Raw genomic sequence first — 14,387 nt, 5'->3', positions numbered from 1 at the left:
CATTCTGTAAATCCCTTATTGTTATATTTAAAATATATAACCTAATTAAAATTTACACAATTATCTGTAAAGACCCATTTAATTGTAAAAATATCTTATTTTTTCTTGTTTTTTAGGTCCGGAAATCTCCCATATAAGTTCAATGCCACTATCAAGTATATGTAGTTTTGCAGAATATAAATCATCGACACAAACATGTTGATTTTCACTATGCCAAGCATCCTGGCCTTTAGGTATCAAGTCAAATAGCGTGACAAGATTATTATAGCCAAAGCGTGCATGCGATAACCTAATTCTATTAGAGTCTATCTTTTGCCAGATATACTCATTTTCGATCTTAGTTTCTCGATCAGTATTACTTAGTTTGAAGTAGCCTTGCTCTTTAAAGTATATAGAGTCTTGTTCTACTTTTGTCGTTACATTACCTCTAGCGTTTCCATTCCAACCTGTTTGAGATTTTTCACCACTAGATGCTTCAAACTCAAAATAGTTTATTTTTGTTAATCGAGAAAATAAATCCATATTTATAGTTATTTTGTATTTTTATCTAACATTATAGATGATATTTCTTTAGTTAGTAAAATAAGATATTATTGATATCTTTGATAATAAAATATTAATGTATGAACTCTAGAACAATAGGCTCAATTTTTTTAATCATTGGTACTACTATTGGTGCTGGAATGTTATCTCTGCCTTTAATTGTGGCATCATGTGGGTTTGTTTGTGCAGTTATACTTTTGATTTTGTCATGGAGTGTGATGTATATCACAGCTTTGAAGCTTCTAAGTGTCTGCGAGAGATATCCAATAGGGGCAAACTTCACAACCATGATGCATAAAAGCTTTTCAAAGTTTTATTTGTTGGTTTTTAGTATTATTTATTTGCTTTTGTTATATTCTTTACTAGCTGCTTATACTACTCAAGGTTCTTCTCTTATATCTATGCTAGGAGGCGTAACTGATAATACAAGTAAATCTCAGATAGGAATATCGTCGATTATTTTTATTCTAATTTTTGTGGTATTTATGTTTAGTTATAAGGCTAGTGATTATACAAATAGGATCTTTGTTTCTCTAAAGTTTGTATTTTTTATAGTAGCTATGGTGGTTATGTTTTTTTATATAAACTTAAACTATTTAGGTGATAAACCTTCAGGAATCTCCTCGTTTATATATGCTTGGCCTACTCTTTTACCTGCATTTGGTTTTCATAACATTATCCCTGTTATTTATGAGTACCAAAAAGGTGATATCAAGAGAATTAGAAAAAGTATATTTATTGGAAGCATATGTGTCTTAGTTGTTTATATTATATGGATATTTTTAGCTTTGGGTGTTGTTCCTCAGCATGCTATACATAGTTACCATGCATTATTTAAACTAGGAAATGATACTCCAGGTGGCTTAGTTAGTGAGATTAAAGCAATATCAGGTTCAAATACACTAGAGCTAGCTTTAAATCTATTTATTCATATTGCTGTAATAACTTCTTTTATTGGTGTCGGTATATCTTTGATGCACTATATTCGTGATATATTTGCCAGATACAATAAAGGTATAAACAATTTAGCCGTAGCGCTAATATGCTTTATTCCTCCTTTAATTTTTACAGTATTTTATCCAAAAGGATTTATTTTAGCGTTACAGTATGCAGCTATATTTGCGGTTATAGTATTTGTTTATACTCCAACATTTCTTAGTGCAAGTCGTGATTTAAAGGTAAATTTTTCTCATATATATGTTGTAGCTATGGGAAGTGCTGTGATTCTTTTTGAAATTTTTAACTTATGTTTCGATATTAATCCATTTATGAGTTAGTTTATTGACTAAATACTTTATTTACACCATATGGCGATGGTGCATTACTAATGTCTACTTGACTTCCAGATGCAATAATTGTTGTTTTAAAACTACTAGGATCATAAGTGACTTCTATATCATTCGACGAGTTAAGACTATACTCTCCCATTGATGTATTTGTAATTATACTACGAATATCTGCATTAACTTCAGTAGTGCCACCTACTACTTCACTATAGATAACAGCTATTATATTTTCATCAATAGGTATTATATCTATAATATTTGCATTACTGTAAGTAACAGTGTTAGCTTCAGCTAAGGTGTTACCTGTGGTATTTAGACTATATATCCGTAATGTTGAATTTATATTTGTGAGATTGCCAGTTCCAAGGATAATAAATACACCAGAGTTGTTACTAATTAATATAGGTGTGGTGACTAAAGTTGGCGTTATGCCAAGAAGCCCTGCAATATCAAGAGATTGAGGACTGCTAAGATCTGCATTTAGTACATGTATCGTTGCAAAAATATCATTTGTACTTAGCGGCATTACAATTATTTTATCAGTTATTTGATTATTACCTAATGATACTGGCAGAACTACAACATTTGATACTTCAGTTGGACTAACAAATCCTGTTGCTATTGTTTCAGTATCACCTTCTTGTGTAAACGTATTATCAACCTCAAGTCTTTGTAATTCTAGATCTAAGCTATCTGTTGCTGATGAGCTTCTTGTTGTCACTAAATTAAGAGTACTACCTGATGTAGGTATAAAGCTGATATTTACAAAAGCTAGTAAGGTTGTAGGAATAAATATGCTACAAAATAATACTATACAATTAGTAATTTTATAAATACATTTCATATTACATCACTAGCTCGCATTTTTCTTATAAAATCATTTTAGCATATTTTAGTATTTCAGGCTTTTAAATATTTTTTTAGGATAGTTCTTTATAAAAATGCTTAGGAAATATAAATAACAATAGTTGATATAATTTATATTAATTAATGATAAAATTAAAAATATAAGGTTAATATCTATTTGGTAGGTGTAAGAGGTTTGTGGGGAGAGTAGCTCTGTCAAAGCATCAAGGATTTACATTAATTGAGTTAGTAATAGCTATGTTGGTTATATCTATTGCGGTATTATCGTATGAGATTATCTTGTACCGATCTCAAGGCTCTGAGAGTTTATTGGTCAATGATGCTGAGCTCGTTGAAACGGCGGATAATAAGTTTAATGAGTTTCTAATTACCGGAAATTTAGATAATACAGTACCTAGTGGAACATCTGTTGTAATTAGTTCTGGAAGTACAGCTAATGACTGGGTCTTTACAAGTGGTAGAGATTCTACTTTAAGTATAAATATGGACTTATCATAATGATGAAGCGTAGAGATTATGGTGTATCATTGGTTGAAGTGTTAGTAACTATGACAGTTGGGCTAATAGTTATGGTTATGATCGTACAGTCTTTTTTTCAGATGAGAAAGCAAAATGTAAAGTCTGTGCAGAATTTACATTCTTATACAGAAGTCGTTGAAGCTGATAATATCTTTAGAAATTTAATTGATGGGGCATATATATCTGGGAATGCAACATACTCGCCTTGGAAACTATCATCATCTCAAGTGAGTGGTTCAGAAATAGATCCTCTTAGCTATCCTATAATCTATGCCCAAGGAGTTCCATTAGTTACAAATATACCGGCCGATGCTCAAGCAGGTACAGATCTTTTAGTTGTCCAAACAATAGATGATCCACAAATTCTTACAACGACTATAGCTTCTGGATCATCTTCGCTTACTCGCTCAGCAGATGGAGCATCAGCAGTTACTGCAGGAAGATATATGCTACTATCTAGTGAAAGTCACCAAAACCTAATAAGTGCAGATAGTGATGTGGCAAGTGGCTCAACTACAATTAATTTATCGACAAATATTAATCAAAGTTTTCCTGTAGGTGCGACACTATATACGGATTATGTTGTTAAAATTATTTATATTAGAGAGGAAGCTGATAATCAAGGAAATGTTGAGAATGACCTAGTTGAACTAAGTTATGATGGTACTGGGAGTTCAACTCCTAATGTTCTTTTATCTGGAGTCAGTGATTTACAAATCAGTTATATTGGTACTAATGGCCAATGGGTAAGGGTTAGTACTACTCCACCACAAATGCCTGAATGGTACAAACAAATTAGGGGCCTACGCTTCACTTATAACTTAAATGATGAAAGCCATGAAGTAATTGTTGCTTTTCGAGGTCTTGGGGATAATTCAATTCCATAAGCATAATCAATATATGATATAAATGCTCAGACTACATAGCTTAGATAGAGCTATAAGAAGTAATATAAAGTGCAGATGACAGTAATAAATATATTTTGTAGTGTTATCTTGCTCAAGACGTACGTACCAGTTAGCAATCAGTTTTTAGATGTTAATTTTTGATACTGTAGACTTTAATTCAAGGCAATTGTTGTAAGTTTTTAAGAAAGTTAAGTTTAAAAATGATAAATCAATAACTAAAGTATATAATATACAATTAAGATTTTTATAAATATAAGATTTGTCTAGTTATGCGATTTGTAGATGAGGTAGTTGTTAGACTTCAAGCAGGTAAGGGTGGCAACGGCTGTGTTAGCTTCCGTAGAGAAAAGTATGTCCCTAGAGGTGGCCCAGATGGCGGCGATGGAGGACATGGCGGAAGTATTTACCTAAAAGCTGATGAAAATGTAAATACTCTAATAGACTATCGTTATAAGAGAGAATATCAGGCAGAGAATGGTCGTCCAGGTGAGGGGCGTAATTGTTATGGTAAAGCTGGGGAGGATTTGTATCTTACTGTACCAGTTGGCACCAGCGTTTTTGACTCTGAGACAAATAAAAAAATAGGTGAAGTACTTAATCATAATCAAACTCTTAAGATTGCTGAAGGTGGAAAAAGAGGTATTGGTAATACTCACTTTAAGAGCAGCACAAATCAAGCTCCAAGAAAGTTTACATTAGGAGAAGAGGGGGAATATAGAGAAGTCCGCCTAGAGTTGAATTTATTAGCAGATATAGCATTGTTAGGGCTACCAAATGCAGGTAAATCAACCTTAATTCGTTCAGTATCTCAAGCGACTCCTAAAGTTGCAGATTATCCATTTACAACGATGTATCCTCACCTTGGTGTAGTTAAAGTTGGTGTTGATAGTTTTGTTATGGCAGATATTCCTGGAGTTATTGAGGGGGCTGCTGAAGGTGCAGGTTTGGGTTTAAGGTTTCTTAAGCATTTAACTCGAGCTAGATGCGTGTTGCATGTGGTTGATATCTGCCCATTTGATGGTTCAGACCCTGTGGAAAACTACTTTGCTGTCGAGAAGGAGTTGGAAAAGTATAGTCAAGAACTTTTTGACAAACCAAGATTTTTAGTAATAAATAAAATAGACTTATTAGCTGATCAAGTTGAGCAAAAGTGTCAAGAATTTGTCAATAGTATTGGCTATGAAGATAATTATTATGTAATATCAGCAGCAATGAATAAAGGAACACAAGAATTAGCTAAAAAGCTAAATGAATTCTTACAAAAGCAAGAGTAAATATAGATGAAAATAAGAAATCTGATATTTGGTTCACCCATTCCCACAGTTAAGCAAGATGAGCAGAAAATAGGACTATTTTCAGGCTTTGCGATTTTATCCTCAAATGCATTATCATCGGTATCTTATGCAACTGGAGAGGTCTTTATAGTTTTAGCAATAGCTGGAGCTACTGCGGTCTCAAAGTATGCTATAGGTGTTGGCTTGATGGTAATTCTACTAATACTACTTATGGGATTTTCTTATGCTCAAGTTATAAAAGCTCATCCAGAGGGGGGTGGATCATACTCGATAGTAAAATCACACTTTAGTGAGAAGCTACTTTTACTCACTGCAGCATCTTTGATTATTGATTATATACTTACTGTGGCAGTATCTGTATCGACTGCATCTGTAGCTATTAGTTCGGCATTTCCTATGCTAAATGATTATATCGTTGAGCTTGCATTAGTACTACTTGTGTTACTAATGGTTATAAACCTACGGGGTGTTAAATCAACAGCAAGGATCTTTGCATGGCCAACCTATATGTTTATTGCCTCAATACTTATAATGATAGTTGTTGGACTTTATCAATACAGTAACGGCTCTCTTGTAAAGTTTGTATACACACAGGACTATTTTAACCAAATGCATACTTCAATAGGTGTGCTAACAATTACCCTTGTTTTAAGAGCATTCTCTTCTGGAAGTGCTGCTTTGACAGGTATTGAGTCTTACGCAAATGGTGTTTCAGCTTATAAGTCTCCTGTAATGTCAAAAGCTATATTTGGTATTATCTTGATGACTTTGTTATCTATAGTTATGTTCGCAGGTGTTACATTTATTGCTACTAAAACAAAAATATATCCGGCTTTTTCAGAAAGTGTATTATCACAAGTAGCCCATCAGGTTTTAGGAAATGGTATTTTATATTACTTCTTACAAGCATCTACATGTTTGATACTTTTAATGACAGCAAACACTTGTTTTACCGGTTTCCCTACTTTAGCATCAATTATGAGTAAGGATCAGTACCTTCCTGAGCAGCTTCAGCGTGTTGGAGATAGATTTGCCTTTAGAAATGGTATTATAATGCTAACGATTTTATCAGCTGTTTTAGTTGTTATCTTTGATGCCCAGGTTAGTAAACTGATTCCATTATATGCGTTCGGTGTGTTTATTGCATTTACCCTTTGTCAGGCTGGCTTAGTTAAGTTTTGGTATAGAAATAAACGCCAATATAAGAGCTGGGGCTTTAGAGCATTTGTAAATGCCTTTGGCTGTGTAGCTACATTTGTTGTACTAATAACGATTGTTGAAAGTAAATTTTTTGAAGGTGTATGGATTGTCATAATAGCTATATTAGTTATTATGTTTGGCTTATATTCAATTAAAAATCATTATATTAAGAGAGAGAAGAGCTTAGCTCTAAGTGTTGATGAAGCAATAGTAAATGCTTGTGTGTATGAGAATGCAAAACCTAAGATTGTAATTTTAGTGTCACGTATTCACCGAGGTACAATAGAAGCTTTAAGATTAGCAAGAAATATATCAGATGACATTACCCCTGTTTTTGTTTCAGCTAATGAGAAAAAAATAACAAAGATAAAATCTCAATGGAAGAATTTAGCGTTTAAAGAAAAACTCTTGATAATGCGACCTGTATATAATTCGTTTATTACTCCAGTGTTACAGATTTTGCATAAAAATGATTTAAGAGATCCTGAAAGAGGTTACTCTGTAGTCGTTATACCTGAGGTTGTTAATACAAAATGGTGGCATTTCTTACTTCATAATCAAAACTCTCGTATGGTTAAGTTAGCGATTGCTGCAATGGATAAGAAAGATAAAAGAACAGCTTCAAGAGTAGTTATTTCGGTACCATATAAAGCAGAATAGCTAATGAAAGCCTTCTTTATAAACTATTGGGTAATATCTAAAGGTTTCTGGAAAAGTAAGGCTGGAATAGTGGCTCTAACTGTACTTTCAATATGTGCAGTTTTTGAGCTTTCAAGTGTTGCACTAAATGTTTACTTGAACCACTGGTATGTTGCTTTTTATAACGCTATTGAGCAGTATGATAAACCATCACTTATTCATGAGCTTATTGTATTCTCATTTATTACATCTGGTATGTTAATTAATAGTTTCTTAGCATATCTTTTAGGCCAGTATTTAATTATATATATTCGAAAACCATTAACCGAGAGCTATGTTAGTGAGTGGCTTAATTCTAAGAGTTATCTAAATTATTCTCGAAGCTATGATAATCCTGAGGAGCGTATAAGTTATGACATTTTACAATTCATCTCTTTATCAAAATACCTTTTTTTAAAAACTGTTCATTGTATCGCGACGCTTATTTGTTTTGCGATCATTTTGTGGCAGTTATCAGGAGTATTATCATTTTCACTGTATGGATATCAGATTCATATTTATGGCTACTTATTTTTGGTTGCAGTTATATTGGGTGTGGTTAATGTTATATTTGTTTTTAGAATAGGAAGGCCTTTGAAGAACCTTTTATATAGTCAACAGAAATATGAGGCTGATTTTAGATATGGACTTTCTGTTGTTAGAAATAATAAGACAGCTATATATGATAGTCAGTCGGAGAAAAAAGAATTTATTTCATCGAAAAAACACTTAAATAAAATTGTTCAAAATTTTTATCAAGTAACTTTTAGAAGAGCAAAAATTGATATTGTAAGAAGTTTTTTTATTCAAATTTACTCTCTAGCTGGGATTATACTTGCATTACCAAGGTATTTTGCAAGAAGCATTAGTTTTGGGCAGGTAATGCAGGTTAATTCGGCATTTTATAATGTTATCTCACCAATGCTGTTTTTAGTTTTTGGCTATGAGGAGCTTGCTGAGTTAAGAACTAATGTTTCAAGACTTGCGGAGCTTAAAAAATCCATAATTGATTCTAAGAGTAAAAATAATATCAGACAAATAGACCACGCTCAGCAGCATTTAGTAGTTTTAAAAAATTTATCAGTAACAAAAGGCTCTGGTGTTATGCTAAAGAATATTAATATAGCTTTAGATGATAATGGGTGTATACTTCTACATGGTAAAACAGGTATAGGCAAGACTAGCCTATTAAGAGTTATAAATGGACATAGTGATAATTTTAAAGGTAAAATTACTTTTAATAAGTCTCCTAAGATGCTTTTTTTATCACAAAGACCATATTTTCCTGAAGATGATTTTAAAAGAGCTGTATTTTATCCTTCTTTTTCAAGCATTCCATCAGATGATGAATTTATCAAGATATTAGGATATCTTGGGGTTACATATTTAGAGAAGTTTATAGGAGCAGTTCACGATTGGCGTAATGTACTCTCATCAGGAGAGCAACAAAAGCTATGCTTCTGTAAAGTCTTTACTAAAAATTATGATTTGGTACTTATAGATGAAGCTACATCAAATATGGATTCAGATTCTGAAAGAGTAATATATTCGTTATTAAAGTCTAAAAATATTGCTTATATTTCTGTTAGTCATAACACAAGAGTTAAACAATATCATAATAAAGTTATTGAGTTGATTAATGATTAATTAGTAAGTGGACAGCTATACTAGCAAAATAACCAATAGCAATAACCCATGTCCATTTTAGATGTCCCATAAAAGTATACTTACCTTTTGATTTACCCATCACAGCTACACCAGCAGCTGATCCGATAGCCAAGAGACTACCTCCAACACCTGCTGTAAGAGTTATCAGCAGCCATTGAGCATGTTCTAAAATGGGGTTCATACTTAATACAGCAAACATCACAGGAATGTTATCGACTATTGCTGAAAGTATACCTATTATGGTATTTGCTTGCGTATGTGCTGAAAATATACTTGGAGCAATAGATTGCATATCTGTATAGATGTATTGCGAAGCTATTCCTAGGTAGCCAAGAGCTGCAAGGCCTTGAACAGAAACTAATATTCCGTAGAAAAATAATAGAGTATCCCATTCAGCTTCTTTAACCTTATCAAAAATATCAAAAGCATGAGGAGGCATCTTACGTCCTCGGGGATTTCTACTTTCATGAGCTATCTTTAAACCATAGAAATAGTTGTAAATCATTACATAGCCAAAGCCAGTCATCATACCTAGAGATGGTGGTAAGTGAAGGATATGCTCAAATGAAACAGCTGTAGCTATTGTAAGTATAAATAGAATTATTACCGGTATAGCGCCACGCTTTAGCTCAACTTTGTCTTCAACTATTGATTGGGCTTCCATTTTTGGTAAAAAGAAACTCATAATGATTGCAGGAACCAAAAAGTTAACTAGTGATGGTAAAAATATAGCAAAGAACTCAGTAAAGCCGACAACTCCCTTCTGCCATACCATTAGTGTTGTAATATCACCAAATGGCGAGAATGCACCGCCGGCATTTGCGGCAACTACAACGTTGACACAAGCCATTGTGACAAATTTTTTATTATCTTTACCTATAGAGATAACTACTGTACTCATAACTAAAGCAGTAGTTAGGTTATCAGCAACTGCAGATAAAAAGAATGAGATAATCCCTGTTAGCCAAAAAGTACCTAAAAAGCCAAAGCCAGCTCTAAGCAGAGAACTTTTTAGTTTTGCAAAAACATTTCTATCTTCCATAAGGTTTATGTAAGCCATTGCAACCAATAAGAAAAGTAATAGCTCGCCATACTCAGTCATTATGTGATTGAAATTACTATGAACAATATTATCTGCACCAATCGACTCACCAACAATTGCTACTAAAATCCAAATTACGCCAGCTGCTACAATTACAGGTTTTGATTTATTAAGCTTTGTAAAATCTTCGGTCATAACTAGTAGATAAGCTAGAATAAATACTACAACGGCAGCTATTGCTAGAGGGTGGCTAGTAGCATTAACACTGACAGCATTAAGTGTAGATTCACTATCACTTGCAAAAGTCAGTAGTGGTAGCATTATTATAGGTAGAGCTAATATAAGTTTTCTAAACATTATTTATCTAAAGAAATTATTTATGACGATCATTATAACATTGTGAGCTATTTAATTTATAAAAATTCAGTCACTAGTTTGTTTAATAAAGTATGAAAACAAGGTAAATTCTAAATTAGTAAAATATTTTAAATATTCTGTTATAATACTCCGTTATCTAATAATACTATCAATATGGAGGTTCTTATGTGGAAATATTCTCCATTAAAGACAATTCTTATTTTAGGGCCTATGGTTTTTGCTTTTGCATTAGCTATGGATGTTTATATGCCCGTTCTACCAGAGATGCGTGAAGCACTAAACACCACTCAACAAATGGTACAGGTTACATTATCTTTATTCTTAGTTGTTACAGGTGTGGGTCAGTTATTTTTAGGACCATTATCTGACCAACTAGGTAGGTTTAAGGTTATTTTATTATCATCAATACTATTTGTAATTGGGTCAATTTTATGTGCCTTATCAACTACTATTGATTTTTTAATACTCTCAAGAGTTATTCAAGGCTTAGGATGTTGTGGTTTATCTGTGTGTGCTTTTGCTATTATTAGGGATGCTTACTCAGGTAAGACAAGCTCGATGATATATAGCTTTATCAATGCAATTATTTCTGTCTCACCAATTATAGGACCTCTTATTGGTGTTCAGTTAGCTACGCATTTTCAATGGCAGTCAGCTTTTATTTTCTTAACGGGCTTGGCAATTATAGCTTTTCTAATTGTTGTTATCTTTGTAAAAGAAAGCTTGCCTATTGAAAGGCGCAAAAAAATGTCATGGGATGTTTTTGCAAGGTATTTATATGTAGGTAAATCTTTACAGTTTTGGGCTTATTCTTTGACTGCTGTTTCAGGAATGGCTTCATTTTTTATACTATTTTCAATGACTCCTTATATTATTAACTATCTTGGCTATTCAATTTCAAAAATATATGTTGTTTTTGGATCAGCAGGTGTGGCGTTTTTAGTAGGGTCATTACTATCCGGAGCTATTGTTAATAAGCTTGGAGTTTATAATACTGCAATATTTGGAGTTGCTTGTGTTTTTGTTGCAGGTATAACATCTTTAACTATATATATGATCTATGGTTTGACACTTTGGGGCTTCTTTGCACCATGTTTCTTTGCTACGTTTGGTGCAGCTTTTACTACAGGAACGGGAGCTAGTGGCAGCTTAGAACCATTTTTTGAGATAGCAGGAGTTGCTGCAGCTTTATTTGGTACTATGGAATTTGCAATTAGTGGTGTTATAGGAAGTATAGCAATGCTTTTTCCAGCAACAAGCTCTTTGCCTATAGCTATTACAATGATTGTTATGTCTATAGTGTGTTTTATACTTTTGTTATTGATAAAATGCAAAGTGAAGTAAGAATATAAAAGATTTTAATTATTTAAGATTTTTGATCATTAAAGCAAACTTCATGCCTTCAGCTGAGACATTATCAAATTTGATTTTAGCCTGATAACCACTTCCTTTTGCTTCTTCCATATGTCTACCATCTTTATCTAGCATATTATCTAGGATGATTTCACTACTACCTGATGGTAGCATCAACTCGATACTATCTCCGATTTTCATCTTATTTCTCACATTTACATTGGCATAACCAGTATGTTCGTCAAAATCAGTAATTTCACCGACAAACTGCTGCGTTGAGCTACGAGAGTCAGAATTTTCATATTTTTGATATTCGTCATGAACATGGCGACGATAGAAACCTTCTGTATAGCCACGATGAGCAAGCCCTTCAAGTTTATCCATAAGAGTCATGTCAAAAGGTTTGCCTGCTAAGGTATCTTTGATAGCTTGATCATAGAGTTGGGCAGTTCTTGCAGCATAGAAAAATGACTTTGTACGTCCTTCTATTTTGAAGCAGTCAACCCCCATTTTTGTCATTGCCTCGACATGTTGGATTGCTCTTAGATCTTTTGAGTTCATGATGTATGTACCATGCTCATCTTCAAACATAGGGTTATACTGGCCAGGCTCTTTGTCATTCTCTATTAGCATGACTTTATCAGATGGTTGACCTATACCAAGAGTTGATTGTACCTGTACTGGCTCAAAATCACCCCAGTCATTTTGTTTTGCCTCTGCAACTTTATAGTTATTTCTACAAGCATTATTACAAACACCTTGGTTAGGGTCTCTGTGGCTATAGTATCCAGATAGTAGGCATCTACCGGAGTAAGCCATACAAAGTGAACCATGAACAAAAGTCTCAATCTCCATATCAGGGACATTTTCTTTTATCTCAGCCACCTCACGCAGTGATAGTTCTCTAGATAAAACAACTCTTGTTATTCCAAACTTTTGCCAAAACTTTACGGTTTCGTAGTTTACAGCATTTGCCTGGACAGATAGATGTATTTCTTGATCAGGAAAGTGCTCGCGTATAAGCATGATCATGCCAGGATCAGACATAATCATAGCGTCTGGCTTTAATGCCATGACAGGAGCTATATCTTTTATATATGTTTTAATTTTTGCATTATGTGGGGCAATATTGTTTGCCAGCATTATTTTTTTACCCTGTACATGAGCCTCATTTATGGCAGTCTCAAGAATTTCTAGCTTTGAGAACTCATTATTTCGTGCTCTTAAACTATATCTTGGTTGACCAATATATACAGCATCAGCACCGTATGCAAAAGCATAACGCATAGCTTTTAACGTTCCAGCTGGAGATAGAAGTTCAGGTCTTTTCATTATTGTTTATCCTTTGATGTAGTATTTATCAATTTAATTTTTAGATTGTGAATAATTTACACAAAGAATTTTAACTTTTTATTGTTTATCTATAAAGTTTTATTTTTTGATAAGAGAATAGATGAAAAAGCAGATAACAGGTAATCCAATAACGATAAAATAAGTTACTATAAGCCCATTATATCCATAGTGAGTTAGATGCGATGCGATACCTGTAAAAATAAAAGCTAATAGATTTTGTGTAAGTCCAATAGCGGATGCTGCGGTGCCTCTTCGAAGAGGGTGTTGATGAAGAGCTTCACTAACTAAGTTAGGCATAGCTATTCCAGCACTGATTGTGAAAATAAAGAAAGGTGTCATCAATAACCATCCCGAAAGTGCTATTCCTATTAGGCTTGAAACTATCACAGTAATAAGAGCTAGTACAGCTATACTATTTGTAATCAAAAATATTCTAATAAAAGATATATTTGCTTTTAGAAAAGCTTTTGATAAGAAGCCTCCAATAATAAACGCAACTGATATTGGGATAAAGAATAAACTAAACTCTTTTGTTGAAAAATGTAGTTTAGTTAGTAGGAAAGGCACTTCTGATATGTACATATAGACTGATAGGTATACAAAAGAGCTAGCTATTGTTAGAACTAAAAACTCTAAGTTATAGAAAACATGTCCATATTGTTTTAGTACAGATAGGATAATATGACTTTGATGATGGTCATCTCTTTTTTTAAGAGTTTCAGGTGGAAGTTTTAACTGAGCTGTTAAAGCAAGCATTGCCACTGCTAAAATTGTTAAAAAAATGAAAATGCCATGCCAAGAAGTATAGGATATTATTATTCCACCAACAAGAGGGGCTAGCGCTGGCATTGAGCCAATTATTATAAACCCTGAGCTTATAATATGCTTTGCTTTTTGTTCAAAAAATATAAATGCAAATAGCTGCCATAATGAAAGGGCGCTAGCAGCACTTAATCCCTGTAAAAGTCGAGCTATCATAAACATATGAATATTAGTCGAGAAAATCGCAAGGATGCTTGCTAAAAGATAAATAGCAAGCCCAAAACCAAGTATTTTCTTAGGGTTTATATGGTCAGATAAAGCACCATATGTTGGGATGCCTATAGCAAGACCTAGCATATATAAGCTAATAGTCATGCCCATATAAGCTTTGGTTGTCATAAAGCTTGCTTGTAATGCAGGTATTGCTGGTAAATATATATTTACAGTTAGTATAGATAATAATGGGAGTGTTGCAATCTAAGCAATAATTGGAGTAAATTTTGAAAATCTACATTTCTTGTCTAAAAAATGACTA

At 33.2% G+C, this 14,387-nt stretch carries 12 protein-coding genes; 7 read left to right on the top strand and 5 right to left on the bottom strand.

What is annotated here, in order from left to right:
- Positions 1-78 precede the first annotated feature (78 nt).
- Positions 79-522 carry a DUF6314 family protein gene (locus tag AB8E56_RS09305; RefSeq protein WP_329480381.1) on the bottom strand — a complete coding sequence of 148 codons (444 nt, stop codon included), beginning with the start codon at positions 520-522 and terminating at the stop codon, positions 79-81.
- 101 nt (positions 523-623) lie between these two features.
- Between AB8E56_RS09305 and AB8E56_RS09300 the strand changes: the two genes are divergently transcribed.
- Positions 624-1,820: an aromatic amino acid transport family protein gene (locus AB8E56_RS09300; protein ID WP_329480379.1), complete on the top strand. Its 1,197-nt coding sequence runs from the start codon at positions 624-626 to the stop codon at positions 1,818-1,820.
- A 1-nt stretch (position 1,821) separates the two neighbouring features.
- Here the strand turns inward: AB8E56_RS09300 and AB8E56_RS09295 are convergent, their stop codons facing one another.
- Complete coding sequence (locus tag AB8E56_RS09295; RefSeq protein ID WP_329480377.1) at positions 1,822-2,673, bottom strand: hypothetical protein; 852 nt, start codon at positions 2,671-2,673, stop codon at positions 1,822-1,824.
- A 200-nt stretch (positions 2,674-2,873) separates the two neighbouring features.
- Here AB8E56_RS09295 and AB8E56_RS09290 point away from each other — a divergent pair, with 200 nt between their 5' ends.
- The 5 genes from AB8E56_RS09290 (at position 2,874) to AB8E56_RS09270 (ending at position 8,943) form a co-directional block, all read left to right on the top strand.
- Positions 2,874-3,194, top strand: coding sequence for a prepilin-type N-terminal cleavage/methylation domain-containing protein (locus AB8E56_RS09290; protein ID WP_329480375.1), 321 nt, complete (start codon positions 2,874-2,876; stop codon positions 3,192-3,194).
- Positions 3,194-4,102, top strand: coding sequence for a prepilin-type N-terminal cleavage/methylation domain-containing protein (locus tag AB8E56_RS09285; protein WP_329480373.1), 909 nt, complete (start codon positions 3,194-3,196; stop codon positions 4,100-4,102). The genes AB8E56_RS09290 and AB8E56_RS09285 overlap by 1 nt, the downstream gene beginning before the upstream one ends.
- Before the next feature lie 290 nt (positions 4,103-4,392).
- On the top strand, positions 4,393-5,397 hold the full coding sequence (gene cgtA, locus AB8E56_RS09280; RefSeq protein WP_329480370.1) for an Obg family GTPase CgtA: 1,005 nt from the start codon (positions 4,393-4,395) through the stop codon (positions 5,395-5,397).
- A gap of 6 nt (positions 5,398-5,403) precedes the next feature.
- Positions 5,404-7,278 (top strand): APC family permease, encoded by a 1,875-nt coding sequence (locus tag AB8E56_RS09275; RefSeq protein WP_329480368.1) that lies wholly within the window; start codon positions 5,404-5,406, stop codon positions 7,276-7,278.
- Between the two features lie 3 nt (positions 7,279-7,281).
- Positions 7,282-8,943 carry an SbmA/BacA-like family transporter gene (locus AB8E56_RS09270; RefSeq protein ID WP_329480366.1) on the top strand — a complete coding sequence of 554 codons (1,662 nt, stop codon included), beginning with the start codon at positions 7,282-7,284 and terminating at the stop codon, positions 8,941-8,943.
- On the opposite strand, the gene nhaD is transcribed toward AB8E56_RS09270, so the two are convergent.
- Positions 8,933-10,363: a sodium:proton antiporter NhaD gene (gene nhaD, locus AB8E56_RS09265; RefSeq protein WP_329480364.1), complete on the bottom strand. Its 1,431-nt coding sequence runs from the start codon at positions 10,361-10,363 to the stop codon at positions 8,933-8,935. The two genes, AB8E56_RS09270 and nhaD, sit on opposite strands and share 11 nt — an antisense overlap.
- A 186-nt stretch (positions 10,364-10,549) precedes the next feature.
- Here nhaD and AB8E56_RS09260 point away from each other — a divergent pair, with 186 nt between their 5' ends.
- Entirely contained in the window at positions 10,550-11,728 is a 1,179-nt protein-coding gene (locus AB8E56_RS09260; RefSeq protein ID WP_329480362.1) for a multidrug effflux MFS transporter, read from the top strand.
- Positions 11,729-11,746: 18 nt separating this feature from the next.
- On the opposite strand, the gene yegQ is transcribed toward AB8E56_RS09260, so the two are convergent.
- Together yegQ and AB8E56_RS09250 are read right to left on the bottom strand one after the other, a co-directional pair.
- Positions 11,747-13,069: a tRNA 5-hydroxyuridine modification protein YegQ gene (gene yegQ / locus AB8E56_RS09255; protein WP_329480360.1), complete on the bottom strand. Its 1,323-nt coding sequence runs from the start codon at positions 13,067-13,069 to the stop codon at positions 11,747-11,749.
- A 99-nt stretch (positions 13,070-13,168) separates the two neighbouring features.
- Positions 13,169-14,305, bottom strand: coding sequence for an MFS transporter (locus tag AB8E56_RS09250; protein ID WP_329480383.1), 1,137 nt, complete (start codon positions 14,303-14,305; stop codon positions 13,169-13,171).
- Positions 14,306-14,387: the final 82 nt, after the last annotated feature.

Source organism: Francisella sp. 19X1-34 (assembly GCF_041102755.1).
Lineage (GTDB): Bacteria > Pseudomonadota > Gammaproteobacteria > Francisellales > Francisellaceae > Francisella.
This window is presented reverse-complemented; position numbering and strand designations above follow the sequence as displayed.

Excerpts from the sequence above, each read along its gene's own strand:
- AB8E56_RS09305 (WP_329480381.1), bottom strand. The coding sequence starts at position 522 with ATGGATTTATTTTCTCGATTAACAAAAATAAACTATTTTGAGTTTGAA.
- AB8E56_RS09270 (WP_329480366.1), top strand. The coding sequence starts at position 7,282 with ATGAAAGCCTTCTTTATAAACTATTGGGTAATATCTAAAGGTTTCTGG.
- AB8E56_RS09300 (WP_329480379.1), top strand. The coding sequence starts at position 624 with ATGAACTCTAGAACAATAGGCTCAATTTTTTTAATCATTGGTACTACT.
- AB8E56_RS09275 (WP_329480368.1), top strand. The coding sequence starts at position 5,404 with ATGAAAATAAGAAATCTGATATTTGGTTCACCCATTCCCACAGTTAAG.
- AB8E56_RS09285 (WP_329480373.1), top strand. The coding sequence starts at position 3,194 with ATGATGAAGCGTAGAGATTATGGTGTATCATTGGTTGAAGTGTTAGTA.
- cgtA (WP_329480370.1), top strand. The coding sequence starts at position 4,393 with ATGCGATTTGTAGATGAGGTAGTTGTTAGACTTCAAGCAGGTAAGGGT.
- AB8E56_RS09260 (WP_329480362.1), top strand. The coding sequence starts at position 10,550 with ATGTGGAAATATTCTCCATTAAAGACAATTCTTATTTTAGGGCCTATG.
- AB8E56_RS09295 (WP_329480377.1), bottom strand. The coding sequence starts at position 2,673 with ATGAAATGTATTTATAAAATTACTAATTGTATAGTATTATTTTGTAGC.
- yegQ (WP_329480360.1), bottom strand. The coding sequence starts at position 13,069 with ATGAAAAGACCTGAACTTCTATCTCCAGCTGGAACGTTAAAAGCTATG.
- nhaD (WP_329480364.1), bottom strand. The coding sequence starts at position 10,363 with ATGTTTAGAAAACTTATATTAGCTCTACCTATAATAATGCTACCACTA.